At 72.7% G+C, this 26,999-nt stretch carries 23 protein-coding genes; 11 read left to right on the forward strand and 12 right to left on the reverse strand.

All coding sequences use genetic code 11. The annotated features are described in order from the left end of the window. Window positions 1-9 precede the first annotated feature (9 nt). The 5 genes from ACGFI1_RS19565 (at window position 10) to mycP (ending at window position 3,876) form a co-directional block, all read left to right on the forward strand. Complete coding sequence (locus tag ACGFI1_RS19565; RefSeq protein ID WP_138638848.1) at window positions 10-297, forward strand: WXG100 family type VII secretion target; 288 nt, start codon at window positions 10-12, stop codon at window positions 295-297. A 45-nt stretch (window positions 298-342) separates the two neighbouring features. Beyond that, window positions 343-639, forward strand: coding sequence for a WXG100 family type VII secretion target (locus tag ACGFI1_RS19570; RefSeq protein ID WP_240808131.1), 297 nt, complete (start codon window positions 343-345; stop codon window positions 637-639). 98 nt (window positions 640-737) lie between these two features. Beyond that, window positions 738-1,343 carry a hypothetical protein gene (locus ACGFI1_RS19575; protein WP_392786832.1) on the forward strand — a complete coding sequence of 202 codons (606 nt, stop codon included), beginning with the start codon at window positions 738-740 and terminating at the stop codon, window positions 1,341-1,343. Between the two features lie 26 nt (window positions 1,344-1,369). Beyond that, window positions 1,370-2,521: a hypothetical protein gene (locus ACGFI1_RS19580; protein WP_392786834.1), complete on the forward strand. Its 1,152-nt coding sequence runs from the start codon at window positions 1,370-1,372 to the stop codon at window positions 2,519-2,521. A gap of 80 nt (window positions 2,522-2,601) precedes the next feature. Continuing rightward, complete coding sequence (mycP, locus tag ACGFI1_RS19585; protein ID WP_392786836.1) at window positions 2,602-3,876, forward strand: type VII secretion-associated serine protease mycosin; 1,275 nt, start codon at window positions 2,602-2,604, stop codon at window positions 3,874-3,876. A gap of 16 nt (window positions 3,877-3,892) precedes the next feature. On the opposite strand, the gene ACGFI1_RS19590 is transcribed toward mycP, so the two are convergent. Further along, entirely contained in the window at window positions 3,893-4,708 is an 816-nt protein-coding gene (locus tag ACGFI1_RS19590) for a hypothetical protein (RefSeq protein ID WP_392786838.1), read from the reverse strand. A gap of 243 nt (window positions 4,709-4,951) precedes the next feature. Here ACGFI1_RS19590 and ACGFI1_RS19595 point away from each other — a divergent pair, with 243 nt between their 5' ends. Next, window positions 4,952-5,236 carry a hypothetical protein gene (locus tag ACGFI1_RS19595; RefSeq protein WP_392786839.1) on the forward strand — a complete coding sequence of 95 codons (285 nt, stop codon included), beginning with the start codon at window positions 4,952-4,954 and terminating at the stop codon, window positions 5,234-5,236. A gap of 9 nt (window positions 5,237-5,245) precedes the next feature. Here ACGFI1_RS19595 and ACGFI1_RS19600 read toward each other — a convergent pair whose 3' ends face one another. Then, window positions 5,246-5,680, reverse strand: a complete 435-nt coding sequence (locus ACGFI1_RS19600; RefSeq protein ID WP_301177650.1) for a hypothetical protein — start codon at window positions 5,678-5,680, stop codon at window positions 5,246-5,248. 583 nt (window positions 5,681-6,263) lie between these two features. On the opposite strand from ACGFI1_RS19600, the gene ACGFI1_RS19605 reads away from it, so the two are divergent. Genes ACGFI1_RS19605 through ACGFI1_RS19620 form a run of 4 tightly spaced genes read left to right on the forward strand, consistent with a single transcriptional unit; the run spans window position 6,264 to window position 8,253 of the window. After that, window positions 6,264-6,737, forward strand: coding sequence for an SseB family protein (locus tag ACGFI1_RS19605; protein ID WP_392786841.1), 474 nt, complete (start codon window positions 6,264-6,266; stop codon window positions 6,735-6,737). Beyond that, a complete protein-coding gene (locus ACGFI1_RS19610; protein ID WP_392786843.1) occupies window positions 6,734-7,051 on the forward strand; it encodes a DUF6317 family protein in 318 nt (105 codons plus the stop codon). Before ACGFI1_RS19605 ends, ACGFI1_RS19610 begins: the two co-directional genes overlap by 4 nt. A 50-nt stretch (window positions 7,052-7,101) precedes the next feature. Further along, window positions 7,102-7,905, forward strand: a complete 804-nt coding sequence (locus ACGFI1_RS19615; RefSeq protein WP_392786844.1) for a hypothetical protein — start codon at window positions 7,102-7,104, stop codon at window positions 7,903-7,905. Window positions 7,906-7,923: 18 nt separating this feature from the next. Next, a complete protein-coding gene (locus ACGFI1_RS19620) occupies window positions 7,924-8,253 on the forward strand; it encodes a hypothetical protein (RefSeq protein WP_392786974.1) in 330 nt (109 codons plus the stop codon). A gap of 25 nt (window positions 8,254-8,278) precedes the next feature. Here the strand turns inward: ACGFI1_RS19620 and ACGFI1_RS19625 are convergent, their stop codons facing one another. From ACGFI1_RS19625 to ACGFI1_RS19670, 10 genes are read right to left on the reverse strand one after another with little or no spacing between them, the layout of a single operon-like run. Further along, window positions 8,279-9,478, reverse strand: coding sequence for a hypothetical protein (locus ACGFI1_RS19625; RefSeq protein ID WP_392786846.1), 1,200 nt, complete (start codon window positions 9,476-9,478; stop codon window positions 8,279-8,281). After that, entirely contained in the window at window positions 9,475-10,287 is an 813-nt protein-coding gene (locus ACGFI1_RS19630) for a hypothetical protein (RefSeq protein WP_392786847.1), read from the reverse strand. Before ACGFI1_RS19630 ends, ACGFI1_RS19625 begins: the two co-directional genes overlap by 4 nt. A 40-nt stretch (window positions 10,288-10,327) precedes the next feature. Beyond that, on the reverse strand, window positions 10,328-10,816 hold the full coding sequence (locus tag ACGFI1_RS19635) for a hypothetical protein (RefSeq protein ID WP_386870739.1): 489 nt from the start codon (window positions 10,814-10,816) through the stop codon (window positions 10,328-10,330). Between the two features lie 54 nt (window positions 10,817-10,870). Continuing rightward, on the reverse strand, window positions 10,871-12,307 hold the full coding sequence (locus ACGFI1_RS19640; RefSeq protein ID WP_392786849.1) for a hypothetical protein: 1,437 nt from the start codon (window positions 12,305-12,307) through the stop codon (window positions 10,871-10,873). 26 nt (window positions 12,308-12,333) lie between these two features. Beyond that, complete coding sequence (locus ACGFI1_RS19645; RefSeq protein ID WP_392786852.1) at window positions 12,334-13,314, reverse strand: hypothetical protein; 981 nt, start codon at window positions 13,312-13,314, stop codon at window positions 12,334-12,336. Further along, window positions 13,314-13,730: a hypothetical protein gene (locus tag ACGFI1_RS19650; protein WP_138640551.1), complete on the reverse strand. Its 417-nt coding sequence runs from the start codon at window positions 13,728-13,730 to the stop codon at window positions 13,314-13,316. Before ACGFI1_RS19650 ends, ACGFI1_RS19645 begins: the two co-directional genes overlap by 1 nt. Before the next feature lie 9 nt (window positions 13,731-13,739). Further along, complete coding sequence (locus tag ACGFI1_RS19655; RefSeq protein WP_392786854.1) at window positions 13,740-14,594, reverse strand: hypothetical protein; 855 nt, start codon at window positions 14,592-14,594, stop codon at window positions 13,740-13,742. 39 nt (window positions 14,595-14,633) lie between these two features. Further along, entirely contained in the window at window positions 14,634-25,796 is an 11,163-nt protein-coding gene (locus tag ACGFI1_RS19660) for a WXG100-like domain-containing protein (RefSeq protein ID WP_392786856.1), read from the reverse strand. Between the two features lie 8 nt (window positions 25,797-25,804). Further along, the gene (locus ACGFI1_RS19665; protein WP_138641915.1) at window positions 25,805-26,107 is read right to left on the reverse strand and encodes a WXG100 family type VII secretion target; all 303 of its coding nucleotides are present in this window, start codon (window positions 26,105-26,107) and stop codon (window positions 25,805-25,807) included. Next, window positions 26,104-26,505: a YbaB/EbfC family nucleoid-associated protein gene (locus ACGFI1_RS19670; protein ID WP_138641914.1), complete on the reverse strand. Its 402-nt coding sequence runs from the start codon at window positions 26,503-26,505 to the stop codon at window positions 26,104-26,106. The genes ACGFI1_RS19665 and ACGFI1_RS19670 overlap by 4 nt, the downstream gene beginning before the upstream one ends. A gap of 208 nt (window positions 26,506-26,713) precedes the next feature. On the opposite strand from ACGFI1_RS19670, the gene ACGFI1_RS19675 reads away from it, so the two are divergent. After that, window positions 26,714-26,998: a hypothetical protein gene (locus ACGFI1_RS19675; protein ID WP_301176445.1), complete on the forward strand. Its 285-nt coding sequence runs from the start codon at window positions 26,714-26,716 to the stop codon at window positions 26,996-26,998. The last annotated feature ends 1 nt before the right edge of the window (window position 26,999 follow it).

A 26,999-nucleotide genomic window follows, 5' to 3' on the forward strand; every position in this document is an offset into this window, starting at 1 on the left:
AGAGCGGCAATGCAGCAGGCCGCCACGCGCATCGAGGACTCCGCGGGCATCGTCAAGGGCCTGCAGAGCCAGCTCGACGGACACAAGTCGCAGCTGATGGCCGGCTGGGCCGGTAACGCCGCGGTGTCCTTCGACCGGGTCTTCACCGAGTTCCAGACCGAGATGGGCAAGGTGCGGACGGCCCTCGAGGGCATGCACCAGAAGCTCGTCCAGACCAAGATCACGTACGAGAGCACGGAGCAGGAGCAGCAGGACGCGGTCAACAAGATCAACCAGCTGCTCAACGGCGCCACCTGATCGGCCACCGCCTCCGCCATCCCTCCGACCGTAAGGACTCCGATCGTGAGCGACAGCTACACCAAGGCCAATTTCGGCGCGATGCAGCAGGCCCAGGCCGACTTCACGCTGGCCTACCGCGCCCTCGTCGACGAGCTCGACGACCTTGAGAAGAACCTCGAGCAGAACCTTGCCCAGTGGGAGGGCGGCGCCCAGTCCGCCTACTGGGACGCCAAGCGCCAGTGGGACGCCGCCGCGGCCCACATCGGCCAGGTCCTGAACCAGCTCGGCGTCGTCATCGGCGACGCGCACAGCAACTACAGCGGGGCCGAGCGGGCCAACCAGAACATCTGGGCGGGCTGACGCAGGGTCAGCAAGGTCCGTCTACGTCGTGCGGGTCCGAGGAGGACTCGCACGACGCAGATGTGCCGGGGATGATGTGATCCGCCGGAGGGTCAGCGATGAGTGATTACTATCTGACAGACGCGGAACTCGCGAAGGTCGTGCACGACCGCTACGTGGGCGCCGCGGGCCGGGACGAGAGCGGGGAGATTCCGGAGTACCAGACCGTCACGGGAATGACCCGCGACGAATGGAACAACCTCTCGGAATCGCGGCAGCGCGAACTGTACTTCGATTACAGCGCGGGTGCCGACGCCGGCAAGTGGAACGACCCGAGCAATGCGCTCCCGCGCGGCCAGCAGCCTGAACGCGGGGAATGGAAGGCCAAGGCCGAAGACGGCTACGAGGTCGATCCGGCGGAGCTCCGGAGCCTCGCCGGCGATATGAAGTACAAGCTGGACATCTGGAAGCGCAAGCTCAACAAGGTCGGCGCCACGTCGATCACCCAGGCCGACCTCGGCAACATTCAGGGCTCCGAGCAATTCGTCAATGTGGCGACTGCGAGCAAGACCGGTTTCCAGGAGTACATCGGCGCCATCGAGACCGCCTACCTCGGTGTGATCGAGAACCTGAAGCGGACGGCGGACCAGTACGAGAACGCCCACGGCAACACCAAGAAGAACGTAGACGGCGTCAATCCGACCGGTGACCCCAACTTCAGCTGACTCGTCGGCCCTGAGAGGAGGTATCGATGGGCAAGAACACCGAGCATTACCCCATCCGGGATGGGATGAGCTTCGGCTCCCACAACGCGGATGGCATGAGCCATGAGGACGTCAAGAACAAGCTGAAGGCCCTGAATCCCGGCAAGGTCGGCGAAGCCTCGACCGCTTACAAGGACGCGGCGGACGTCCTGGCCGAGATGACCGACGAGCTGACCAACAACTTCGCCAAGAAGATCATCAAGCACTGGAAGGGCGACTCCGCCCAGAAGGCGCTCGACCAGCTCGGCAAGGTCTACAACACGGCGGGCAAGCTGTCGGACGACAGCCACAACAACGCCACGCTCTACGCCTGGTACAAGCACGACATTCTCGACTGGTATAAGACCCAGGGCGACACGATGACCGACGGTTGGGTCCACACCGGCGGTGACGACGACAACGCCCGCAAGCTGATGAACAACTTCATCGGCCGGATGAAAGAGGCGTTCGAGGGCCACCCTCTCAAGATCACCAAGGACCTGCCGACTTCGATCGGTGGTGGTGACGACCCGGGCGGCAACGGTCCCGGCGGCGGTCCCGGAGGGGGCCCCGGCGGCGGTCCGGGCGGTGGCCCCGGCGGCTTCAACCCTGGCTCCAGCAACCTTGGCGGCCCCGGCTCGAAGTTCCCGACGTCCGATGGCGCCGGCGCCTTCAACCCCAACGGCAGCGGCACCAGCCCCTTCACCTCGGGCGGAACGAGCCCCTTCACCCCCGATGGCGCGGGTTCGTACAACCCGGCACTCGGTGGCGGCGGGGGTTCGCCGTTCGGCGGAGCGGGCGGATCGCCGTTCGGCGGCGGCTCGGGCACCGACCTCGCGGGCATGCCGGGCGGCGGCCCCGGAGGCGGCGGCCCCGGCCTGAGCGGTGGGGGCGGTGCTCCGTTCGGTGCCGACCCGGGCGGCTTCGGCGGCCCGAACGCCGGCACGTCCCCGGCCGGCGGTCCCGGTGGCCTCGGTCCCGGCGGCGCCGGGCCCGGCGCGGCGGGTGCCGGCGCGCGCGGCATGCCCATGGGCGGCATGCCGATGGGCCAGGGCGCCCAGGGCGGCAAGGGCGAGGAGCGCGAACGTAACACTTGGCTCACCGAGGACGAGGATGTGTGGGGAGCCGATGACGACACCGCTCCACCGGTGATCGGCTGACCTCTTGGACACGGGCGGGGCGGACGGCCGGCGGCCGCCGCGCCGCCCTCCCCGGCACAACGGACTAGGGAGTGCGACAGATGCGGTGGCTGCTTCGGACGGTGGCTGCGACGGCGGCGATCGGGCTGGCGGCGGCCCCCGCCGTTCCCGCGCACGCCGCCCCGGGCCCCAGGGCGGAACAGTGGTGGTTCCGTTCCTGGAGCATCCAGAAGGAAGTGTGGCCCGTCACCAAGGGCAAGGGTGTGACGGTCGCGGTCATCGACACGGGTGTTAATGGTCAGTTGCCCGATCTACGGCCCGCCCTGCTCCCTGGGGCCGACTTCCCTGACAAGGGGGGGAACGGTCAGCGGGACTACGACTCGTACAAGGACGGCCATGGCACGGGCATGGCCAGCCTCATCGCCTCGCAGGGATCGAAGACCGGGTTCGTGGGCATCGCCCCCGAAGCCAAGATTCTTCCGGTCGCTGCTCCATCGCTGAATCCGGTGGCGACGAGCAACGCCGTGCGCTTCGCGGTCGACCACGGTGCCAAGGTCATCAACATTTCCCAGGCGAGTGAGAGCGCCGATCTCTACCCGAACCATTGCCCGCCGCAACTGCTCGACGCGATCAAGTACGCTGCGCAGAAGGACGTCGTGATCGTCGCCGGCGCGGGGAACACCGGCGACGTCAACAACAAGGCCGCATACCCGGCGGCATGCCCGGGCGTCGTCGCCGTGGGGGCGATCGGCCATGACGCCAAGCCATGGAGGTCGACGCAGCGGCAGTCCTACGTCACCGTCGCCGCGCCCGGCGCAGAGGTCGGATGGATCAACAAGGAAGGCCATGTCTTCCGCTCGGGCGAGGGTACGAGCCAGGCGTCCGCACTGGCCTCTGGTGCGATCGCCCTCGTCCGCAGCCGCTACCCGGAGATGTCGGCGCGGCAGGTCGTGCAGCGGATCACCGCCACGGCGAAGGACTTCGGCCCCACCGGCAAGGACGACCTGCTCGGGTACGGCGTCATCAGCATCCCCCGTGCGCTCAAGCAGAACGTGCCGGACACCGCGCCGAACCCCGTCTACGAGCGGCTGGACAAGGTCGCGGGCGGCGCGAAGGCCGGGGCGGGCGCCACCAAGCCGTCCGCGGCCGGCGAGGACGACTCCGGCGGCTTCCCGATCCTGATCGTGGGCGGCGTCGTGGTGGTGCTGCTCGTGCTGGGCGTCGGCGGTTTCCTGCTGATGCGCGGCCGCAAGAAGCCCGCCGCTCCGTCCGGTCCGGCGCCGATGGCGCCGCCGCAGCCCTTCGGGGCGCCCGGGCCCGGCCCGCAGCAGGGCCCCCCGCCCGGCGGGCCCCACAACCGGCCCCCCGGCCGCTGACGAACGTCCGCAGGGCCTAACGGCTCAGGCAGGTGCCACAGGCCGCGAGGGCGGCGGTGGCGCTCCGGGCGGCGGCTTCGGCGGCCGCCCGGCCGTTGGCCTTGTCGAGCGGCGCTTCGGGGGTCTTGGGGGAGGCGTCCTTGCCGGCCGGTGACGCCGTGGCCCGGAACCGCACCGTGATGACCGCGTTCCGCAGACGGACGGTGGCCGCGGCCGTGCCGGACTGTCCCAGCGGGCCCGTCAGCGTCAGGTGCTGCGCGAACGCCTGATCGCCGACCCGGAGGAGCACGGGGGCTTCGGCGCGCAGGGATCCGGGTGCGCCCTTCGACGTCCCCTCCATCGTCCGGGCGCCGCTCCAGGCCGCGTCGTACTCCGCCTTAGCGGGCGCGACGCCTTCCAGGTGCAGCCGCACCGAGACGTCGAGCCGCCGCGACGCCTGGACGCCCGCCAGGCCCGGCCGCTCCGCCCATGAGCAGGCGGCGTATCGCTCGCCCGCCGACTTCGCGTCCTTGTCCGGGACGGGCGGATCGGAAAGCGGCACGTACCGTTCGAGGATCTCGCCGGGCACCAGCGAGCACGGCTCCGGCATGGACGTGAACCGGGCGGGCTCGTCCTCACCGGAGGCTGCGTGCACCCCCCAGCCGACCCCGCCGGCGACCAGGGCCACCGCACCGGCACCCGCCGCCCACCGCCGCCGGGAACCGGACCACCACCGCCGCCGCGCGGCCGGCTCCGGCGCCTCGACGGCGACGTCCTCGACCACCCGCGTAGAGCCGTCCAGCTCCTGCTCCGAAGCTATGAACTCCGGCCGCGACCCATCGGACAACTGCAACCCCCAAGCCTTCCCGCAGACGATCTGCCGCGCGGCGAACATCCCGGAGCGGACGCACCGCCCCCGATCATTAAAAGCCCACCCGCCCGTGTTCGCATACTTGATGACACGCGTTCGGCGCCCTGTTACGGTACGTACCGCGCAACAGTCAGAACACTTGTCAGGACGTGTGGCCTGTGATGGCGGTCCGGTCGTCGCCGGACCGATCCCCTCATCGGATGGTGGCATGCGGAGTAAAGGCGCATGAAGGACGTGGAACTGGCGGTCGGGGCCGGCCTGATCGTGCTCGGCCTGATCTGCTGCGGCACCTGCCTGTTCCGGGCCGGGCGCGGCATGGAACTCGAGGGCTTGCAGTACGTCGCCGTCTCCAACTTCTTCATGGGTCTGTTCTTGATCACGTTCGCTCTGGACAGGTCGGGTGGGGTGACCGGCACCGTGATGCTGGTGTCGATGGTCCTCGGTCTGGGCGCGGGCGTACTGGTACTGATCAACACCATCGGCAGGGCGAGGAACGACCCCTTCGACTGACCGCGCGCCTCAGAATTCCTGGCGGGGGTCGAGGGTGAGTTTGCGCATCACTCTGTTCAGCCGCGAATTCCGGTACGTGTCAAGGCATGCGGGCCGCTCGGTGAAGCCGGCGTCGCCGTCCAACCACCGGACGTACCCGGGCAGCAGCCACCTGGGGGAATGCACGTAGACGAGGATCGCGACCAGCAGCAGGAGGAGGGCGACCACCACCAGGACCGCGACCACGGCGGCGGGCACGACCGTGCCGACCAGCAGGGCCGCCATGACGAGCAGCATGGACGCCCCGAACCAGGCTCCGGCAAGGGGCGCGTACGGCCAATGGAAGAAGTCGTCGTTCCCATGCCAGGAATGCCAGCGCCCCCGATACGCGGCGATCCCCAGCAGGAGTATCACGGCGATGATCGGCAGGAAGACCGCCGCCGCGACGATGATACGGAGCGACATGGTGCACCTCATTCGAGCAGATCGACGCGAAGATCCCCGCCAGAGCAGGTGCGGCGGTCTCGCGACCAGCAAGAGTCCCCCTGGTAGTCGTTGGTGAGAAGCGGCCTTGAACTCCGCTGGAAGGCCGATCCACCTCTCGGTCTGTCCTCGCCCATGAGCTTGGCAGACTCGGTCGCCAATGCGCAGCGCGCGACGGTCCGCAGTGGGAAATTTTCCATTCGGAGGTGTGTCATCGTCTTGATCGATCTGGTATGGCCCTTGCGAAAAGACTCCTTTGGCTGGGTGTGGCGCGTTCCGCGCGGTTGCAGGAGGTCGGTCCGGATTTCGGTAGAAGATGGTGGTGCGGCGGGCGTTGCGCGGACGCATCCAAGCGTCAGTGTGCGGAAATTTCCGGTCTGACCGGCGATAATGTGTCAGTCGGTGGCTTCGCTCGCCTCGCCGGAGTCAGGACGGAGTTGATGCCGGCGTCGCTGGTTCCGGGTATTGGACGGTTCCAAATCTTCAAAGCGCTTTACTGAATGGTCGACTGGAAAGTATCCTGCGGCGGTCATGGCCCTATGCGTGATCGCGTTCCGTCGATCGATTGGAGGTCGCCGAGGTGGAGCCGAACGTTCCCTCTTCTCTGATGGCGCAGCTGAATCGGAGTACTCCGCATGCTCCCGGAGACGCCGAAGAGGCCGCGGAGCGCATGGCCGCCGCACGTTCCGTCCCGCCCGCGGCGCCCGCCGAAGCCGTCTCCCTGGCGCCGTCCACGTCCTCCGGCGAAACAGCGCCGCGTGGGCTCTCCAGCGTTTTCGTCCCCACCACCCGTCCGACGGCGGCCAGCGAGAACCCGAAGTACCAGCTGCGCGCGATGGAGGACGGCAGAGCGGGAGTCGCGGTCTACACGTCGGTCGACCGCCTCAAGGAAGCGCTTGGACACGACCAGCCCTGGTCCGAGGCGTCGCTCTTGGAGCTGCTCTACCTGGTGGGCAAGAAGAGGATCGGAGTCGCCGTGAACCCGCGGCTGGATCCGGGACTCGCCGTAGCGCCGACCGTGTCGGGGACGGACTCATGAGCAAAGAGATCAAGGTCGTCTATGCCGACATCCTCAAGTCCTCCGGCGTCTTCAAGGAGAACGGTAAGAAGTTCGCCGACATCGTTCCGGCGAAGATCGGGGCGGTGCCCAAGGTGACCGAGGGGTCGCTGGAGAACGCGATCTCCTCCGTCCTCGATGCGATCGAGGTCATGCACGACGCGCTCGGCTCCTCCATGCAATCGCACGGGGACAAGCTCAAGTACGTGCACGACAAGTACCGGAAAACAGAGGATGATATCGACGACCTGCTGGCCAGGATCGATGACCCGGAGAACATCCAACCCAAGTTCTGAGTCCGACGCCAAGTCCGCCCTTCGATGATGAACAGAACCTGGAGGTAAAAATGGCTCCGAAGGAAGCCGCGCCGATTCCAGCAGGCGTGCAGCCGGTGGGGGGCTTCTTCAGCCTCGGGGTGGACATCCGGGGTCTGGCGGCGCTGGCCACCAAGCTCTACGCTTACGCGCCCGCGAGTGAGAAGGTCGTCGAGGAGATCCAGAAGTCGGTCAAGAGGCTGGTCGGAGATGCCGGCTGGACGGGCGGCGACGCCAACTCGTTCGAGGACGCGTGGGGCGCCGACGCCAGCGACGCCAAGAAGCTCTCGATGTTCACCGACGACGCGGCCAAGATCTTGGATGATCTGGCCTCGGCGCTGGCCGAGCTCCAGCTCGCGGCGAACAACCGCAAGCTCGAGTACGAGCGCAAGAGCACCAAGCCAGCCAACGATCCGCAAGTGAAGCAGGACCTGGCCGTGATGCTGCGCAACGCGCAGGACAAGGCCAGGGACATGCAGTCGGACGCTGCGAAGAACCTGGTCTCGCTCTACTCGGGTGAGAAGAAGGGGGCGTGGTCGGTGCTGGACGCCGTCAAGGCCCGCTCCAAGGACGATGACGTCTCGAAGAAGCTCAGGGACAAGCTCGGAGACGTCGAGGACGATCTCGATGACGGGCTACCCGACGATGACTTTCCATGGACTGACTTCGTGAGCTGGGTCGGAGGCGGGGCTGGCATCGGCGCCGCCATCGGTTCGTTCGGCGGCGGGATCGGAGCCATCCCCGGTGGCGTTGTCGGAGGCGGAGTCGGCCTTGTGGCCGGTGCGGTGGTAGGTGGCGGAAAGTGGACGATCGATCAGTTCGATGACTGGTTCTGAAGAGGTTTCGTTGTGCCTGTGATCATCGGCACCGTGGCGTACGCGCTGCTGGGGCTCGCCTGTGTCGCCGCGGGAGTGCGGACTCGCAACGGTGTGGGGAGTTATACGGTTTCACGCAGCGTCAAGGTGCCTTATGAGGAGTTGCCGCATCGGGAGCGGATGCGCACGGGGAATGCGCTTCTCGTGCTCGGCGCGCTGTTGCTGCTGTGCACTCCGTTCGGGGTCCTGCCGGAGGCCGCCGTGGCGGTGCTCTTCGTCGCGGCGCTCTGCTCCTTCGTCGCCTATGTGGTGATCCAGATGGGGCTGCGGAGGGCAGCGCAGGAGATCGCGCGGCAGAAGGCGAGCTAGCCCCACTCGGTCACGACGCGCGGTCTCACATCGGGGGCGGGACGAGGATGCGGTGCCAGCGGAGGGTCTGCTTGGCGCGCTCGCGGGTGGTCGGGTCTTCCGCTGGGAGCTGGGCGTTGTTGTCCCGGATGTGGCGCAGGAGGTCGGGCTCTGGCGGGATGTTGTGGTGCTCCAGGTGGTGGGGGACGCCGCCGAGCCAGACCCAGGTGCCGTCCGTCTGGTAGGTGTCGGGGACGTTGGCGGGGCGCGCGGGGTCGAAAGCGTCGGTGAACAGGCGGCCGCTGTCGTACACGACCGGGGCCTCGCGCAGGTAGCGCAGGACGGCGGCGTGCTCGGCCGGGTCCAGGGCGGGGCGCTTCATGATCTCCGGGTCGCCCGGGACCGGGTTGTTCGCCAGCCGCAGCGACTGCTCGTGGACGTCGGCGAGGTCGCGGAGGTGCTGGAGGTTCGGTGCCTCCTGCTCGGTCGCGTCCGCCGGCACGCCGCCCGCGACGGGGTCGGCGGGCATGGCGCGGCAGCGGGCGAGCACCTCCGGCGCGGGGACGTGCTGCGCGTAGAGGTCGCGGAGCCGCTGCACCCAGGCGCCCATGGCGTCGCTGCCGAGGGCTGCCGCGTCGGCGCGGGGCAGGAACAGGGCGGCGGTGCCGCCCGTCCACAGGTAGCCGAGGACGGTGCCGTCGTGGACGACCGGCAGGTAGCGGACGGGGCCGTCGGTGGTCAGGTCGTAGCCGGGGGGCAGTTCGAAGTGCAGCCCGCCCCAGCCCTGCGACCGGTCCATCGGGGTGCCGTCGGGGAACTCGCCGGGGCGCACCGACTCCCAGGGGGAGGGCTCGGCGCCGGGGTCGGCGAGGCGGAGCACGTCCTGCTTGCCGTCGGCGACCTCCTCGCGGGCGCCGGCGGGGACGCCGCCGCCGCGCGGGTCCTCGGGGCGGCCGATCCACCGGCGGATCGCCTCGCGGGCGGGCAGGCCCGCCGCGTGGGCCTCGCGCAGCCGCTGCGACCACACGAGCGGGGCCTCGTAGGCCTGCCGCAGGGTCTCCTTGCGCCGGACGAACCCGGCGGACCGGTCGTCCGTCCCGGCCCACAGGTAGCCGACGTGCAGGCCGTTCAGCATCACCGGGAGGTGGACGACGGGGTGCCGCGTCGAGGTGGCGTAGCCCTCGGGCGGCTGGTAGGCGGGCACCGGCGGTCCGCTGGCGCCGCTCTGCGGCGGGACGTTGTTCATGACGACTCCGAGCCGGTGATGGCCGCGACCGCGGCGGAGCGGACGCCGTCGGCGACGTCCGGGACCGCGAACCCGGTCCGCCGGATGTGGGCGGCGAGCTCGGGCTCCGGCGGGACGCCGTGGGCGCGCAGGTAGTAGCCGACGGCGCCGGGCCAGATCCAGGTGCCGTCGGTGTGGTAGGTCAGCGGGACGTTCCGCGCGTGGCCGGGGTCGAGGGCGTCGCTGTCGTAGCTGCGGGCCGCCAGCACGATCGGGGCCTGCTCCAGGTAGCGGACCATCGCCTCGCGCTCGGCGCCGGGGACGTCGGGCCGCCGCACCTCGGGCCGCCCGTCGGGGGCGGTGCCGTCGAAGGGGCGGGCGATGCGCATGCCCTGCGCCGGCGGGGCGGCCAGCCAGGCGGGGACGTGCTCGGCGTCGCGCGGGAACCTGCGGAGCTCGGCCTCGGCGGCGTCCGGCGGCGGCGGGGCCTGCCAGCGCGGCTCGCCGTCGCGGTCGTACCGGACGTCGTACGAGAACGGGAACGTCAGCGTGAAGGTGGCGGTGAACCAGGTGCCGAGGCCGGGCGCGTACATGCCGGCGCGCAGCCGTTCGAACAGCTCGCCGAGCGCGGCGGGCACGTCGAAGGGGGCGGGCAGGCCCGGCCCGGTGACCAGGCTCAGCTGCCCCAGGGTCTCGGTGTGCCGCCCGAGCGAGCGGTGCACGACCGTGCATTCCCCCCACCCGGGGGGCAGGGTGTGCGTCAGCAGCAGGGTGATCTGCTGGAGCAGGTCGTTCTGCTCGGCGGGGTTCAGCGACCCGTTCTCGCTCACGACTTACCTCTTTCCGTCCGTCCGGGGGCTGGCCTGGGAGTCATCCGCCGTGCGCGCCCGCGGTCCGGTCGAGGCGCTCGCGCAGCCAGCCGGGGACGTGCTCGTCGTCGCGGGGGAACAGGGCGAGGTCGCGGGCCCATTCCTCGGGCGCGGCCGGCGGGTCCCAGCCGGGGTCGAAGTCGGCGTTGAAGCTGACCCAGTAGGCGCTCGGCGGGTCCATCATGAACCGCATCCCGAACCAGGTGCCCTCGCCGGTGCGGTACATCATGGACCGCAGCTCCGCGGCGATCTGCGCGCAGTCGCGGGGCGGGTCGGCGGCGGGCGAGGAGCCGTCCGGCATGATCACCGAGAGCCGGAGGTCGGTGACGCCGGCGAGCATGAGGATCCGCAGGTCGATGCGGCGCCAGCCGGCGGGGGCGACCTGCAGCAGGGCCATGCCGAGCTGCTGCGTCAGCTCTTCGTAGCGCTGCCGGTCGTACGGCCGCGGTCCCTGCGGCGGCACCGGAACCTCGGCGGGGGGCTGGGTCATCGCGTCGCTGCTCCTCTCTTCGTCGCGCAAGTCTATTGGTCTCGTGCCCACCGGCTATCCGTCCGCGTCCCAGTCGTCCCGGAGCGGGACGGGGTCGCCGCCGGGGCCGCTGATCTCGGTCAGATCGCCGGACTCCACATGGTCGATGATCGAGTGCGGGAGGCCGAACCCCCGGCCGCGCGCGTCCGGCAGCCGCTTGGGGCCCCGGTCCCCGGGACGGTAGAGCGTCCGGCCGCTGAGGGGGAGGGGCGTCGCGCCGAGGGGCCGCAGCACCCGGAAGAAGCGGTGCGGGACGTCCTCGGGGTAGCCGTCCAGCTGCCGCCACTCGAACGGCGTGCCGATGGTGAACAGCCTGCCGGTGCTGGTGAAGTCGTAGGTGTCGAGTTCCGTGCCGGGTTCCAGCACCACGTCCTCGACCGGGGCGGGCTCCGGCGCGCCGGCCTTGGGGAGCGAGCTCCCGATGTGCCATTCGAAGATCTGGTGGGTGCTGACGAAGTCGCCTTCGGCGGGCACGGTGCCGGGCTGGACGATGAAGTACCCGCCGGGCCTGTTGTCGAGCGGCGACAGCGCGAAGAAGCGGCGTTCCCGGACGTCGGCGCCGCGCGGCCGTTCGGCGGCGATCGAGCGCCGGAGTTGGCGGGCTCCGTTTCCCTCACCGGACGTCAGCCGCCAGGCGTCGACGCCGTTGCGGCGGTCGGTGGTCCGGTTCAGGACCCCGGCACCCCGCAGCACCGAGGAGTTCACCTCCGCGCCGGCCTCGGCGAGCACGGCGCCCGCCGCGAACGCCACGGCCGCCGCAGGGTCGGCGAACGCCCGCTGCTCGACGCAGGCGCCGCCGTCCATGCGCGCGGCGAGCCACGCGGGCGCCAGGTGGAGGACCGACCAGCAGCCGTCGGCGAGCTCGCCGACCAGGAACCGGCCCGCCGGGCCTTCGGGCAACTGGTCGCGCAGCCTGGCGCGGGCCGCGTCGAACAGCTCCGCGAGGCCGTCGGGCAGGGCCGCCACCAGGTCCGGTTCGGGCTGGGGGGAGAAGGTGTCCGGGTCGAAGCGGTCCGCCGCGTCCTGGACGGCCGCCAGTTCCGCCATCCACTCCGGGACGCGGTGGGGCGCCTGCGGGAACGTCCGCAGTTCCTCGGCGGCGGCGGCCGGGGGCACGTCGTCCATGAACGTGATCTCGTCCACGCTCCTGAACCGGACCTCCCACTCGGGGGCGGCGCCGGGCCGGAGGCGGAGCTTGAGGTGCATCTCCAGCCAGGTGCCGTCGCCGTCGACGTGCATCAGCGAGCGGAGTTCGCGGACCAGCGGGTAGACGCCCGAGGACGGGAGCAGCGACTCGATGTTCCGCGCGGTGAAGGGGAGGCCGGCGTGCTCGAAGGAGGAGCCCACCGCGCGGTAGGCGAACTCCAGGGATTCCGCGCCGTCGGGCGCCAGCCGGGCGAGCAGGGACGCGATCGCGTCCAGCCGCGTGTCCTGTTCAGCCGTGCTCAGCACTCTCTCTCACCTCCTCGCCGGATGGGTCAGCCGTCCCGCCGCTGCCGCGACTCGCGCTGCTCGCGGTAGCGGCGCAGCGTCTCCGCCTCGGAGATCCGGGCGATGTCGCCGCCGTCGAGCAGCGCGCCGATCGGACGCGGCAGGAGATAGCCCCGGCCCGCGTCCGAGGGGCCCGTGCCGCGCGCGGGAACGGTGGTCTCCCGGACCGGGAACCCCGCGTACACGGCGAGGGGGCGCCGCACGACGTAGAACCTGCGCTCGTGCCCGGCGCCCGTCCCCGGCAGCCCGCGGCGCTCGAACGGGGTCTCCAGGGCGAACAGGCAGGGCTCGTCGGCGGCGGGGGCGTAGGTGTCCAGGAGGGTGTCCGCCGGGAGTTCCTCCCCGGTGCTCGCGCCGAACTCGCCGGGGAGGCGGCCCTGGACGTGCGCGGTGAACAGGTCGTGCTCGGCGAGGAAGGGGCCGCTGTCAGGACGCGGTCCGCGGGGGATCACCTGGTACCCCCTCGGGCGTTCGATCACCGGCCCGAGAGGGAGGAAGGACGTCCCGTAGCGGGTTCGTGTCTCGTCGTGGGCCGCCTCCACCAGGCGCTCGCCCTCGTCCGTCAGGCTCAGGACGAGGCGTCCCGCGGCACCGTCCCAGGACTCGCCGAGGACGCCCTGGAACCGCAGGAGGTCCTCGTGGACGGTCACCTTCGCGTCGACGACCAGCCCCGCCGCCGCGTACGCCACCGCGTCCCCGGCCGAGTCGAAGGACGCCGTGTGGGACGGCCTCGTCTCGCCGCCTCCCTCCGCGTCTGCGCACCTAACGGCCAGCCACGCGCCGTCCCCGCGCAGCACCGACCAGTGGCCGGGTGCGATCCGCCCCACCAGGAACCGCGAGACCCGGTCGCCGACGAGGTCGCGCAGGACCCGGCGCGCCCAGACGAACGTCCAGGCGCTTTCGGGGTAGAGCCGACCGACGAGGGCGTGCTCGTCCTGCGGGACCTCGGGGAGCGTTTCAGGGGCCATTACGAATCCGCTGGCGTCCCCTGGCGTCCCTGCTCGCGCAGCTCCGCCTCGAACAGGTCGTGGACGCGGAGGCGCAGCGTGCGGATGAGGGCCCGCTCCTCGGGCGTGAGGTCGCGGGCCTCGGCGCGCGACGCGTCCTCGAGGCCGTTGATGGTCTCGTAGAGCGCGTACGCCGGGCCGTCACCGCGCAGCCGCCGGCCCCGGTACTCCTCGACCCGCTGGACGAACTCGTCGCGGGTCAGCGTGTCGATGTCGGCGGTCGTGCCGAACCAGATCTTGTCCACGTACGACCGGTCGAGCGTGAACTCGCCGGTCCGCCCGGACAGCGCCCAGACGAGCAGCCCGCCGTCGGGCGCCTCGACGAACGCCACGGGCCTGCCCTCGTAGGCGTAGTACTGCGGATACTTCTCGGCCACTTCGCCCCCTCACCGCCGCGCGAGTTCGCGCAGCGCGTCCAGGCCGGGCAGCTCCCGCACGGGCGCGTCCTGGCCGATGACGCCCGACAGCCGGTCCGCGGGCGCGAGCGCGCACCGCCGCAGCGCCTGCAGGGACGGGACGCCCTCCCGGTGGGCGTCGCTCAGCCGCAGCTTCCACAGCCCGGCCGCGACCTCGCCCGCCGTGCCCGCCGGCTCCCGCCTCAGGTACCCGGCGGCCCGGCCGTCCACCGACGCCCACACGAAGCCCACGACCGTCCCGTCGAGGGTGACGGGCAGGTACCGGACGGGCGCGGCGGTCAGCTCCGGGTAGGTCGGCGGCAGGACGCTGAACAGCGGCCCGAACCCCTTTGACCGGTCGGCCGGCGTCCCGTCCTCGAACCGGCCGTCCTGCACCGACGGCCCCTCCGGCGCCGGGTGGCCGGGCGCGACGATCTGGTGCAGGGCCCGCAGGTCGGGGGCCTGCCGCTCGGGCTCGTCCGCCGCGATCGCGCCCGCCGTCGGGTCCTCGGCGGCGCCCTTCCAGCGCCGGACGGCCTCGGCGGCGGGCACGTCGGCCGCGTACGCCTCGGCGAGCCGGTCCTCCCAGCGGTCGGCGGCGAACATCTCCGCCTCCGAGACGTCGGGGGCCAGCAGGAACCCGGCCGCCTGCCGGCCGGTCGACCCCCACAGGCAGCCGATCACCCGGCCGCGCAGCCGCACCCAGTAGTAGATCACCGGTTCCCGGGTCCAGTGCGCGTACGACGGGGCCGCGGCCGGCGGCTCCGGGACGTCCGGGAACGCCGACGGCGCCCCCGGCACGCCGGCGGGAGCGCCCGGGTCCCATGGGGGAGGCAGGTCACTCATCTCGCGCGCACCTTTCACGTCGACGTCCGCCCATCACGGTCATGACCTGGGCGGAGGAGGCGGTCCCGGGGGGATGACCACGGCCTCTACATCGTAGGTCGGCCGGCGCACCGAGGTTCCGTCGCGGAGCGTGACCGTCTCGTAGCCGGTGTGCACGACGCTGGTGATCTGGTACCGGGTGCCGCGCGGCAGGATCAGCTCCCGCTGGTCCGGGAAGGCGCTCCGGCTGCCCATCCACAGCCCGTGGCTGCCCGCCGGCAGCACCAGGTGGACGCGGTTGCCGAACGACTGCCCGTCCACCTCGGCCGGGTTGCGCCCCAGCGACGTGGACATGGGAGCGCCCTCGGTCTGCACCGTGCCGACCAGGACCTCGGGGTCGCGCCCGTTGAGCGGCAGCCCGTCCCGGCCGATCAGGAAGTTCAGGTTGTCGAGACCGCGCACCGCCTGGACGGGCTCGGGCAGCGGCTGGTGGAGCGCCTGGTCCAGTTCGGCCATGCGCCGCCAGAACGCCTGCTCCGTCGGCTCCTCGCCGAGGTACTGGCGCAGCCAGTTCCGCTCCTGGAAGTCGGCGGTGAGCTGCTCCAGGCGCGCCGTCACCGACGTCAGCGGCGGCGCCAGCAGCCGGTCCACGAGCTGCCGCTGGTGCGGGTCGAGGTCGGTGCGGCTCCGCAGCCGGACGATCTCCTCCATCCGGGACGGCATCCGCCCGCCGTTGAGGTGGTGCAGCTGCCGGGCGGACCACTCCGACCACGCGAGCCGGTTCAGGTGGGTGCCGATGTCCGGCCCGCCGGGCCGCAGGAACCGGTTCGGCATCGACTGCCGCGTGTACCACCACGCGGCGCGCCGCAGCGGCTCCGGCAGGCTCCGGAAGACGTGCCCGAGACGGCTCTCGCCGTACCGCTCGCCCTGCCGGTCGGTGTCGAACCGGTGGACGCCGTCGGCGTGCGTCCGGCCTTCGGGCCGCAGCCAGTCGCGGATCCCGCGGGCCTCGGCGTCCTGCGGCGGGCCGCCGTCGGCGTCCTGCGGCGGGGTGCGGCCGGGCGGGTGGGCGCCGTCGCCGGCGAGGACGGTGCCGTCCGGGCGGTGCACGTCCCAGCCGCCGTCCGGCGGCCAGGTGGGCCGCTGCCGGCCGTCGGCGTCGGGGTGGCCGGACGAGGCGTAGACGTTGCCGTCGGCGTCCGACCAGGCCAGCCCGCGCGGGGCCACCACGGGCACGCCGAGCCGCTGGGAGAGCTGCGCGGCGAAGTCGCCCTCGCCGGTCCGGCAGGACAGCAGCATGACCTGGCGGCCGTCCCAGTTCGGGTCGTTGCGGATCAGGTCGGCCAGGTCGTCGGCGCTCAGCCGCCGCCCGTTCACCAGCAGCCCGTCCCGGTCGCCGTGCCCGTCGACCACGAACGTGTCGGGGTCGTGCGGGACGCGCCGGGCGAGGTCGCGCATGGCGGTCTCGTCCGGGCCGAAGAACGACCGGCCGGCCGGGGTGCCGTCGCTGTCGCGGAAGACGTCGTGCAGGTGCTGCGGCAGGTCGCCGGGCACCGTGTCGCCGCCGTCCGCCTTGTCCGCGTCGGACTGGTCGGTGTCGGACTGGTCGGTGGCGGCCGGGTCGGTATCGGTCTGGTCGGTCCGGTCGGTGGCGGCCGGGTTGGTCTCGGCCGGGTCGGTGTCGGTCCGGTCCGTGCCGGTCCGGTCGGTGGCGGGGTGGCCGGTGTCGGCGGGGCCGCGGTCCGGGGCCGGCCCGCCGGGCGCGGGCGGCTGCGGCGACGGCTCGGAGTACCAGCCGTACTTGGCCGCCACGTCCGGCCGCGGCGAGGTCTCCGGCCGCGCCTCGGGCGCGGGCTCGTGCTCGGGCCGTGCCTCTGGCTCGGGCTGTGCCTCGGGCTCGGGACGGGACGCCGGCTCGGGGCGCGCCGCCGGGGCGTCGGCCGGGGGCGTGTGCTGCGGTCCCGCGGTGCGGGCGCGCGGCGGCGGGTCGGTGAGCGCCTCGTCCAGGGCCTGCTGGAAGCGGCCGATCACGCGCTGCTTGATGGCCTCGTCGAGCGCGCGCTCCTCCGGCGTGACGGCCCGGTTCTGGTTGTCGGCGACGTTCGGCAGGTCGCGGCGCACCTCGTACAGCGAGTGCTCGTACGACGCCACGTCGTCGATCGAGCGCAGGTGCAGCCGCAGCTCGCCGATGTGCCCGTTCGGCATCCGGATCGTCAGCTGGACGTCGCGGTAGCCGCTCGGGACCGGGTTCTGCATCCGGTCCTTCACCGACACGATCTGGACGCCGTGCTCCCCGGCGATCCGCTGGATGTTGCCGAGCGCCTGGTAGAGCCCGTCCACGGAGCGGAACTGGATGCGGGCGCCGAGCAGGTCGTTGAGGCGGCTCGCGTCCCCCTCGTAGTCGCCCATGATCTTGTCGAGGGCGCGGACCCGGTCCTTGTCGCCGGGGCGCAGCTTCGGGTCCGCGCCCATCTCCGCGAGTTCCGGGTCGTGGACGAGCGCGTGCAGCAGCGCCTCGGACTCGTGCTTGGCCGCGTAGAGGCCGTCCAGGTACTCGTTGAGGTACGGGTCGTCGCGCCCCTGGTCCGGGTCGACCCGGGACGGGTCGAAGTCCGGCTGGTCCGGGGCCACCCGCGCCTCGCGGCTCTCACCGGGCCGCCGCTCGTTCACGACGGAGTCGGCGAGGTCCCGGCTGATCCGCTCCTGGTCCGGGGTGAGCGGGGTCGGCTGCGCCTTCACCCGGTCCCCGCCGAGGATGGCGTCCGCGCCGCGCTCGTTGACGTCGTGCACGGCCCCTTCGAGGATCCGCACGGCCTCGGGGTGGGTGAGCACGCTGTTCAGCGTCTTCGGCCGGGCGAGCAGCGACTCGCGGAGCGAGGTCTCCACGTCGTTCAGGCCGTCGCCGGCGATGATCCGGGCCAGCTCGGGGTGGTTCGGCAGCGTGTCGCGCAGCTGGGTGCGGAGCTGGTCGCCCAGCGGCTCGCCCGCCTGGTCCAGCATGTCCCGGACGGCCGGGTCATCGTGGACGGCGCGCATGACCTCGTCGGACGCCCGCTGCGGCGTCTCCGGGGTCTGCTGCGTCTCCGGGGTCTGCGCGTCCGGCCGGTCGGGGCGCGGCGCGTCCGCCGGGTCCGGGCGGGAGGCGGCGTCGTCGGGCGGCGTCGGGTCCGCCGAGCGGGCCATCGGCTCCGGCGGCTCCCCCGCCGACCTGGGCGCCGGATCCGTCCAGCCGAACGGGCGCGCCGGACCCTTCGGGTTGCCGTTCGCGTCGGTGGGCAGCGTCGGCGCCGTGCCGTGCTGGTTCGGCGGCAGGTTGTAGAACGACCGGTAGTGGACGGTCGTCGTCGGCGGGGTGGTGTTGAAGTCGGTCTCCGACCACCGCGCGTGGATCACCCGCGGCGTGTAGGCGAGGTCGCCGCCCGCGGTGTGGTTCGGTTCGGCGAAGAACTCGAACCGGCCGATCCGCCGGTTGTTCAGCGGGTCCTGGTCGAGGGCGGCGAGCCGCTCCTCCAGCCCGAACCAGCTTTCGGGGCGGGTGACCTGGTGGGCGTTCTGGCCCTGGTTCTCGACCTCCCACTGCGGGAAGTAGTTGATGCGCTCGCGCGGGCCCTGCCCCTGGTGGCCGAAGATGTGGCCGCCGTTGAACCGGGTGCCGGAGTACTCCTTGTTCCCCATGTGCCCGACGTGGCCCTGCGCCCCGTAGCGGGCGCCGCCGCCCACCGCGTAGTCGGGCCGGCCGGTGGCCATGTCGGTCTGGCCGTTGTCGTCGGTGTGGAACAGGAACGTGCCCGGAGGGACCTGGTGCTGCGGCCCGTTGGCGCCGGCCGTGGTGGTCTGCCCGGGGATGCCGTTCGGGTCGTCCTCGCGCAGCGCGCCGAGGTCGCCGCGGCGGACGGCGTCGCTCGGGTCGAAGTCCGCGGGGTCGAGGGTCGCGAAGCGGTCCCGCGGCTCGACCATGTAGTTGACGTTGGGAAGCGGGACCCCGTCGTTCTTGTGCGAGAGGAGCCCCAGCTCCGGGTTGTAGTTGGCGACGCCGTCCTTGTCGCCGAACCACGTCCGGACGTGGGTGATGTTGCCGTCGCCGTCCGTCCAGAAGATGCCGTGCAGGCGGCCGTCCCCGTCGCGGACCTCGATCCTGGCGTCCGCGTCCAGCGGCTGCCTCGCGCTGTACGGCCCGTCCGAGGGATTGTGGGTCCGGGTCACCTCGTTGAGCGGCTCGCCGTCGGCCGTGTGAGTCGGCGGGTCGAACGGCGCCGCGGCCGGCGACCGCCCGTCCTCGCCGCCGACGAAGACGTGCGGGTCCCCCTGGCCGAAGTCGATCTGGTGGACGACGCCCGGCCTCGGCTGCGTCAGGTCGATGTTCTCGTTGGGATCGCGGAGCGCTCTGGGCTCGCCCTCCGCCTGCGGGTTCGTGACGTGGGTGACCTGGCCGTCGGCGTTCGTGTACACGATCGACCGGACGACCGGCTGCCCGCTCGGGTCCAGGACCGGGGCGCCGGTGTCGTCCAGCGCCAGGATGCGGTGTCGGCCCTCGCGCTTCGGGTAGTCGACGTCGGCGGCGTGCTGGTCGGGCCGCAGCGCGTGGTCCTGGGTGGCGGCCCTGTCCACTTGCGGCGGGTTCCACGGGTCCTGGGAGGGCGAACCGCGGGTGGCGTCCCCGTCGCCGGGCCGCGCCGGGCCGCTCGTCCCGCCGTCCTGCACCGGATGGCCGGGCGCGTAGCCGTCGCGTCCGGCCGGGGCGGCCGAGCCGTCCGGGCGGTGGGTCTGCCAGCCGCCGTTCGGCGGCAGGTCGGGACGCGTCCGCCCGTCCTCGCCGGGGCGGCCGGACGAGGCGTAGACGTTCCCGTCGGAGTCGGACCAGGCGAGGCCGTGCGGCGCGGTGACCGGAACGCCGAGCCGCTGCGCGAGCTGGGCGGCGAACTGGCCGTCGCCCGTCTCGCACGACAGCAGCATCACCTCGCGGCCGTCCCAGTTCGGGTCGTTGCGGATCAGGTCGGCGACCTCGTCCACGCTGAGCCGGCGGTCGCCGACCCGCATGCCGTCGGGGTCGCCGTGCCCGTCGACGATGAACCGCTGAGGGTCGGCGGGCACGCGCGAGGCGAGGTCCCGCATGGAGCCCTCGCCGGGCCCGTAGAAGGCGCGCCCGGCCGGCGTCTCCTGGCTGCCGCGGTAGACGTCGTGCAGGTGGTCGGGGAGGCCCTCGGGCGGGGTCTCGCCCGTGTCGCCGTCGTGGGCCGGGCCGTCCTCGTCACCGTGCCGGGTGCCGTCGTCGGAGCGCGGCGCCGCGTCGTCGCCGCGCGCGGCGGGCTCGTCCCCGCCCCGCGCCGCCGGACCATCGTCGCCGCGGGCGCCGGGACCCTCCCCGCCGCGTGCGGCCGGGCCGTCGTCCCCGCGTGCCGCCGGTCCGTCGCCGCCGCGTGCGGCCGGGCCGTCACTGCCGGGGCGCGGGCCCGCGTCGCTGCCGCCGGGCGTCCCGGGCGCGGAACCCGGGTCGGACGGCGGCGTCGAACGGAACCGCGGCGACGGGCCCGACGGGGACGAACCGGGGTCGGCCGACCCCGGACCGGCCGGGCCGGGGTTCGGCGCCGGGCCGGGACTGGGCGCGGGGCCCGGGTTGGGCGGTGCGCCGCCGGGCCACGAGCCGTCGCCGTTCGGTGTCGGCGTGCCTCCCGTGCCGGGCGCGCCCGGGTCCGGGTCCGGCGGGATCACCGTGGCGCGGATCTCGACGATCGGGTTGCCGTCGGCGTCCCGGGCGTCGGGGTCGACATGGGTGATCTCGTAGCGGGTGCCGCGCGGCAGGACCAGTTCGCGCTGGTCCGGGTAGGCGCTCTCGCCGCCCATCCACACGCCGCGCGACCCCTCCGGCAGGTCCATGTGGATCCGGTAGCCGAACGGGCTGTTGTCGACGACGGCGGGGTCGCGTCCGAGGGACGTCGACATGTACCCCGGCTCGGTCTGGACCGTCCCGACGAGCAACTGCGCGTCGCGCGGGCCGAGCGCCGTCCCGTCGGGCAGCCGCATGAAGCTCACGTCGTGCAGGCCGCGCTCGGTCTGCACCGGCTCCGGCAGCGGCTGGTTCAGCGCCTGGTCGAGCTCGCCGACGCGCGCGTTGAACGCGTCCACGGTGGGCGTCTCACCGAAGTACCCGTGCAGGAACGACCAGTAGTTCGCGTTGCCGGCGATCTGGTTGAGCCGGTCCGCCGGGTCGGCCGCGGACATCACGTGGTCGACCAGCGCGCGCTGGTCCGGCGTCAGGTTCGGGTTGGACGCCCACTGGTTCAGCGTGTCGAGCGTCGGCAGGCCGTTGCCGCCGTTCATGTTGTTCAGCGCCCACGCCGTGCCGTACTCGCCCTGCAGGTGGTTCAGGTACCCGGGCAGGTCGGCGCCGGGACGCAGGAACGCATTCGGCATCGACTGCACCGTGTACTGGTACAGCGCGTTCCGCAGCTCCGGCGGCAGGTTCCGGTACTGGTCCCCGAGCCGTTCGTCGCCGTACCGCTGGCCCTCGTCGTTGGTGTCGAAGCGGCGCACCGGGTCGGGCGCGACGCGGCCGCCGTCCGGGTCGTGGACCGTCCAGCCCGTCGACTCGGGGTGGCCGAGCGCGTTGAGGTCGACGGCGCCGATCGGGGCCGTGACGCGGACGCCGAGCTGCTGCGCCACGTCGGCCGCCAGCCGGCCGTCGCCGCTGTTGTTGGCCAGCAGGAGCAGGTCGCGCCCGTTCCAGTTCGGGTCGCTGCGGATCAGCGCCGCGAGGTCCGTGGCGTTCATCCGCTGGTCGCCGACGATCAGCCCGTTGCGGTCGCCGTGCGCGTCGAGCACGAACCGGCCCGCGGGATCGGGCGGCACCATCGCCGCCGCGCCGCGCATGTGCGGCTCGTCGGGGCCGTACAGCGCCCGCCCCGCCGGGGTCTCCGCACTGTTGCGCCAGGTGTCGTGAAGCCGGTCCGGCAGCCCCTCGGGGACGTCCCGCCGCCCGGGCTGCCCGTCGGCGGAGTCCTCCGGCTGCCCCTCCCGCGCCCGCGGCTGGCCTTCGCCGTCGTTGCGGGGCTGGCCTTCGCCGTCGTTGCGGGGCTGGCCTTCGCCGTCGTTGCGGGGCTGGCCTTCGCCGTCGTTGCGGGGCTGGCCTTGGTCGGTGTCGCGCGGTTGGCTCTGGTCGGTGTCGCGCGGCTGCCCGTCGCGGGGCTGCTCTTCACCGTCGTTGCGCGGCTGCCCGTCGCGCGGCTGGCCCTCGTCGGCGTCGCGCGGCTGCCCATCGCGGGGCTGGCCCTCGCCGTCGCGGGGCTGGCCCTCGCCGTCGTTGCGCGGCTGGCCTTCGCCGTCGTTGCGCGGTTGGCCTTCCGCGTCGTTGCGCGGCTGCCCGTCGCGTGGCTGGCCCTCGCCGTCGTTACGGGGTTGGCCTTCTGCGTCGTTGCGGGGCTGGCCTTGGTCGGTGTCGCGGGGTTGGCCTTCGCCGTCGCGTGGTTGGCCCTCGTCGGTGCGGGGCTGTTCGTTGTCAGTGCGCGGGCTGCCCTCGTCCGGCTGAGGGTTGGCGTCGTCCGTGCGGGGCGTGTCGCCGCCGGGGACGTCCTGAGCCGGGTCCGAGCCCGGCTGGTTCTCCCCGATGCGGGGCTTGCCCTCGCCGTTCTGCGTGGAGTCGCCGTTCTGCGTGGTGCCGCTCGTGCCGTCCGGCGCGGGCGTGTTGCCGCTGTTGGCGCCGAGGTGGCGGTCCATGACCTGGCCGATGGCCTGGGCCAGCGGGCGGGGATTCTCGGAGAGGCGGTACTCGGTGAACGCCTCCGCCATCATCTCGTGCGGGTCGCCGGACCCGTAGTCGGACAGGGCGTTCTCCACGCGCTGCTGCGTGGCCGGGTCGTGCGGCTGGGTCGCGTCGTAGGGGATGCCGAGGGAGTTGGAGACCGCCTGGTTCAGGTCCGCGAGCATCTGCGGGTCGTTGAGGAGCTGCTCGCCGAGGTGGTGGCCGAACTCGTGGGTGAAGACGCCTTCGGTGGAGCCGCCGCCGGGCACGGTGAAGCCGGTCGCCTCTTCGTCGGCGCCGTCCTCGGCTCGCTGCTGGTTGTCCGCGAACGCGTCGTCGTTGAGGTAGATGCCGGGGTCGTTCGACTCCGGCGTCGCGTAGGCGAGGACGTCGTCGTTGCCCGGCCCGAGCGACTGGTTGAAGTCCTCCGACCCGATGTGGGTCAGGCCCTGCATGGTGCTGGGGTAGTCCGCGGAGAGCGCCTGGAGGGCGTTGTTGACCTCACGGACCGCGGCCGGGTCGATCGGGCTGGACGTGAAGTCCACCGTGGGCGCGTCGTCGCCGAACTGGGCGAGGATGTCCCGGGCCTGCTGCTCGGCGTCCGCGAGCTGCTGCGCCTCGTCGGCCGGGTCGGTCTTGTCCGGGGTGCCCTCGCTGGACGAGCCGTCGTCGGAGGAGCCGTCGTCCGGCTTGGTGCCGTCCGCCTCCTTCTTGTGGGGCGCATCCCCGTCCGGCTGTGTCGACTCGTTCGCGGGCGGAGCCTGCTCGTTGCGGACGACGCCGTCGGAGTCCACGGGGGCGTGGGACTGGGAGTCCGGCTTCGGGCGCGGGGACTCCAGGTTGGGGTTGCCGTCCCCGGCGGGACGTTCCGGTGCACGGGACGTGGACGGCGACGTGGACCCGGGGGCCCGCTCGGACCCGCCGCCGGAGGGGCCGACGGAGGGTCCGCCGGAGGAGGGCCCTCCGACACCGCCCGCCGACGCGGTGCCGGCGGGGCCGCCCATCATGCCCATCGGCATGGGCGCGATGAGACCGGGCTGCACGCCGGAACCGTCCTCGGACGGCGAGGCGGGGTCCCTCGTGCCGTCGGACCCGTCGGATCCGCGAGGCGCCTCGGAGGCGGTGTTCGTGGTCCCCGCGCCGCGAGGGGCCGGCTCGCCACCGGGCGCGGGCTCCTCGGCGGGAGGCGTCCCCTCGTCCGGTGTCGTGCCGTCGTCGGGCGTCGCGCCGGTGCCCTCGTCGGGCGCCGCGTCGTCCCTGGGGGTCGTGCCGTCACCGGGCGTTGTCCCGTCGCCGGGCGTTGTGCCGTCGCCGGGTGTCGTGCCGTCGCCGGGTGTCGTGCCGTCCGTCGGTGCTCGGCCGTCGCCCGGCGTTGTGCCGTCGCCCGGTGCCGTGCCCTCGTTCGGGGTTGTGCCGGTGCGGTCGCCGGGGGACCGCCCGTCGCCCGGGGCCGGGCTGTCGCCCGGTGTCGTGCCGTCGGTTCGCGATGGGGCGTCGCTGCGCGCCGGGCTGTCGCCCGGGGTCGGGCCGCTGCTCGGGGTCGCGCCGTCCGGGGTGGGGGAGCTGCCGGGAGTGGGGGACGGGGTGCCGTTGGACGGCTGTGTGCCCGCGCCCGTCGTCTCGGGGCTGGTGGAGCCGGTGCCGGGGTGCGGTGTGGACGACCCGTCGCCGTGGGGAGTGGAACCGCCGTGCGGGCTGGAGCCGCCGTCGGGCGCACCGCCGGTGCTCGAAGAACCACCGGTGCTCGAAGAAGAAGTGGAACCGCGGCCGGGCGACGAGGACGACCCGCCACTGGACGAGGAGGAGCCGCCGGGAGACGATCCGCCACCGGACGAGGACGAGGACGACCCTCCGCCGGAGGAGGTCGAGCCTCCCGAGGGTGAACTTCCGCCGGGCGAGGACGATCCGCCGCTGGGGGCGGCACCGCCTGGTGCGGCGCCTCCTGGGGCGGCACCGCCGGGGGCCGCGCCGCCCGGAGCGGCACCGCCGCCCACGGGCGCCATGCCGCCGGGTGCCGCACCGCCCGCGGGAGCGCCGCCGGGCATACCGCCACCGGACGGTGACGAGCCGCCGAACGCGGCGGGGTTGCCGCCGAGGCCGCCGCCCGATCCGCCCGAGCCGCCGGACCCGCCGGAGGGCGCGCCGCCTCCGCCGTCGGGGGCCGAGGAGGCCAGCGTGGCGCCTCCGCCGCCGCCACCGCCGCCGCCACCGGAGTGGGAGCCGCCGCCTCCGCCGCCGCCTCCGCCGCCGGTGTCGCCGAGCAGCGTCGAGATGCGGTTGCCGCCGCCGGAGGACGAACCGCCGCCGTCTCCGCCGCCGGAGTGGGAGCCGCCGCCTCCGCCGCCCCCGCCGCCACCGGAGTGCGAGCCGCCACCGCCGCCTCCGCCACCGGTGTTGGAGCCGCCTCCGCCGCCTCCGCCGCCGCCGGTGTTGGAGCCGCCTCCATCACCGCCACCGCCGGAAGGGGAGGGCGAGCCGCCCGGGTCGGTCGACGTCGACGGAGTCGGGGTCGGCGTGGGGGTGGGGCTGGGAGTGGGGGGCGTGCCCGGAGCGGGCGGGTCGCCGCCGGGGACGGACGAGTTGTAGTCGTTGAGGCCGTCCTTGCCGCCGCCGACGGCGCCGCCGAACGCGCCCGACGTGGCGCCCTTGGCGATGGCGTCCCAGGTCAGCGGGTCGCCGTGGATGGCGGCGGTGGCGACCGTGCCGGCCACGCCGCTGATGGCCTCGGACGCGCCGTCCCGGACCATGCCCTTGACCATGTTGCCGGCCGCGGTGTCGGCGGCGTCGCTCACGCCGGGGATCTTGCCGATGCCGTGTCCGATGCCGCCGGAGATGGCGCCGCCGATCGCGCCGTCCAGGGTGGCCGCCCCGGTCTTCTTCCAGTCGACGCCGTCCCGGTTGCCCTGCGCGATCTGGATGCCCTGGACGAGCAGGTCCAGCCCGCCGCCCTCCAGCGCGCCGACGAGCGCGCCCTTCAGGACGGCGCCGAGGAAGCGCCTGCTCAGCCACTCCAGCAGCCGCTGGAAGATGGTTCTGGACGCGATCTGCGCCCCCGCCTCGACGGCGGGAATGGCCGCGGTGGAGGCGCCGAACGTCGCGAAGGCCGCCGCGATCAAATAGGCGATCTCGATCGCCGTGATGATCAGCAGCGCGATGAACATGTACTTCGCGTACTCGATGTCGAGTGCGCCGCCGTCCAGCGTCTCGCCGAACTGGCCGCACGACTCGACGAGTTTCGTGAGGATCTGCGGGTCGGTGGAAACCCACTTCTCCCAGTTCTTGCCGAACTCGTCGGCGGCGCCGCTGTCGAGCGCGCCGCGGACGTCGTTCGCCGCCTGGTTGAGCTCCTCGATCAGCTCGCCGACCTCGGTGCCGGCGGCGCGCCACGCGTCGGCGCAGCGGCGCATCGCCGTCTCGTCGCCCTCGGGCCAGTCGGCGCCGATGATCCAGGACAGCCACTGGACCGGTTCTGGGATTTCAAGACCCACGGATCAGCTCACTTCAGCCTTGAGGTGTCCTCGGCCTGTTTGTAGGTCTTGGCCATCTGGTCGACGCCCTTCCGGATGCCTTCCAGGCCTTCCTTGAGCTTCGGGAACGACTCCAGCACCTGCGTGCTCGGCTCCTTGTAGCCCTCGGCGAACGTCTTGCCGGTCTCGTCGGCGCCCCAGCACTCGCCCTCGGCGGACAGGGCGGAGCTGAGCCGGTTGAAGATCGCCTCGAGTTGCGTGGCGCCGGTGGTGAACCCCTTGCCGGCGCGCTTCAGCTCTTCTGTGTCGACCTCTAGGTATTCGTAGGTCATCGCGGCGGGATCCCCAGTCGCTCGCGGACCGCGTCGAAGTCGTCGGGACGCTCCGGCAGCAGCTTGGTGATGTCGAAGCCGCTCTCGGCCGGGCCGTCGGGGACGAGTCCCTGCATCGCCGCGCGCATCTGGTCGGCGACCTGCGCCTGCGCGTCCCGGGACGCCTCCAGCACCGCCTCGGCGAGCTCCTCGGAGCCGAGCTTGCGCTGCACGCGCGGGTCGAACTCGAGGGAGGTGAGCCGGCCCTGCCGGTCGACCTTCACCCGCACCATGCCGTCGGCGGCCTCCGCCTCGGCCTCGATCGTCTCCAGGCGGGACTGCATGTCCGCGATCTGCCGGCGCTTCTCCTGGTAGGTCTGCAGGAGTTCGTCGATATGCGCCTGCCATTCAGCGCGCACGGTCACCCCTCTGTTCGTCGGGAGCTTGCGATAGCCCGCGACCGCGCACGATCACAGACACACAGGGATTGATCAATGTATACGGGTTTCAAACCGGTTTTAGCAACCGGTATGCAGCGATCCAAGACAATAGAGGGATGCGGCGCGCAGCGGTGGGGGTGTGGAACACTGCTGGGACCGGTGGTACGACCTTGGAGGGTGGCTGACGATGCGCAGGAGACCGAACATCTGTGACGCCTGCGTGCGGTTGCAGAAGAGGTCCAATCCTGGCGCCGAGACGTCGCTCGACCGCTGGATCCCGTACTGCGACGCGTTCCCCGAGCGGGTGCCGAACGAGATCTACCGCGGCGGGTTCGACCACCGCAACCCGTTCGAGGGCGACCGCGGCATCCGCTTCGAGATGCGGCCCGGCGGGGAGCGCTCCCTCGCCGCCTACGAGGCGTCGCGGGCCCGGCAGGAGGCGCGCCGGTCCGGCGAGGCGTCCGATTCGTGAC

Source organism: Actinomadura geliboluensis, assembly GCF_043197915.1.
GTDB classification, from domain to species: domain Bacteria; phylum Actinomycetota; class Actinomycetes; order Streptosporangiales; family Streptosporangiaceae; genus Spirillospora; species Spirillospora geliboluensis.

Bases quoted from the DNA above. Each gene is read 5' to 3' on its own strand.
- ACGFI1_RS19595 (WP_392786839.1), top strand. From the start codon at position 4,952: ATGAAGGACGTGGAACTGGCGGTCGGGGCCGGCCTGATCGTGCTCGGC.
- ACGFI1_RS19575 (WP_392786832.1), top strand. From the start codon at position 738: ATGAGTGATTACTATCTGACAGACGCGGAACTCGCGAAGGTCGTGCAC.
- ACGFI1_RS19615 (WP_392786844.1), top strand. From the start codon at position 7,102: ATGGCTCCGAAGGAAGCCGCGCCGATTCCAGCAGGCGTGCAGCCGGTG.
- ACGFI1_RS19665 (WP_138641915.1), bottom strand. From the start codon at position 26,107: ATGACCTACGAATACCTAGAGGTCGACACAGAAGAGCTGAAGCGCGCC.
- ACGFI1_RS19625 (WP_392786846.1), bottom strand. From the start codon at position 9,478: ATGAACAACGTCCCGCCGCAGAGCGGCGCCAGCGGACCGCCGGTGCCC.
- ACGFI1_RS19675 (WP_301176445.1), top strand. From the start codon at position 26,714: ATGCGCAGGAGACCGAACATCTGTGACGCCTGCGTGCGGTTGCAGAAG.
- ACGFI1_RS19610 (WP_392786843.1), top strand. From the start codon at position 6,734: ATGAGCAAAGAGATCAAGGTCGTCTATGCCGACATCCTCAAGTCCTCC.
- ACGFI1_RS19655 (WP_392786854.1), bottom strand. From the start codon at position 14,594: ATGAGTGACCTGCCTCCCCCATGGGACCCGGGCGCTCCCGCCGGCGTG.
- ACGFI1_RS19565 (WP_138638848.1), top strand. From the start codon at position 10: ATGCAGCAGGCCGCCACGCGCATCGAGGACTCCGCGGGCATCGTCAAG.
- mycP (WP_392786836.1), top strand. From the start codon at position 2,602: ATGCGGTGGCTGCTTCGGACGGTGGCTGCGACGGCGGCGATCGGGCTG.
- ACGFI1_RS19635 (WP_386870739.1), bottom strand. From the start codon at position 10,816: ATGACCCAGCCCCCCGCCGAGGTTCCGGTGCCGCCGCAGGGACCGCGG.
- ACGFI1_RS19600 (WP_301177650.1), bottom strand. From the start codon at position 5,680: ATGTCGCTCCGTATCATCGTCGCGGCGGCGGTCTTCCTGCCGATCATC.
- ACGFI1_RS19645 (WP_392786852.1), bottom strand. From the start codon at position 13,314: ATGGCCCCTGAAACGCTCCCCGAGGTCCCGCAGGACGAGCACGCCCTC.
- ACGFI1_RS19580 (WP_392786834.1), top strand. From the start codon at position 1,370: ATGGGCAAGAACACCGAGCATTACCCCATCCGGGATGGGATGAGCTTC.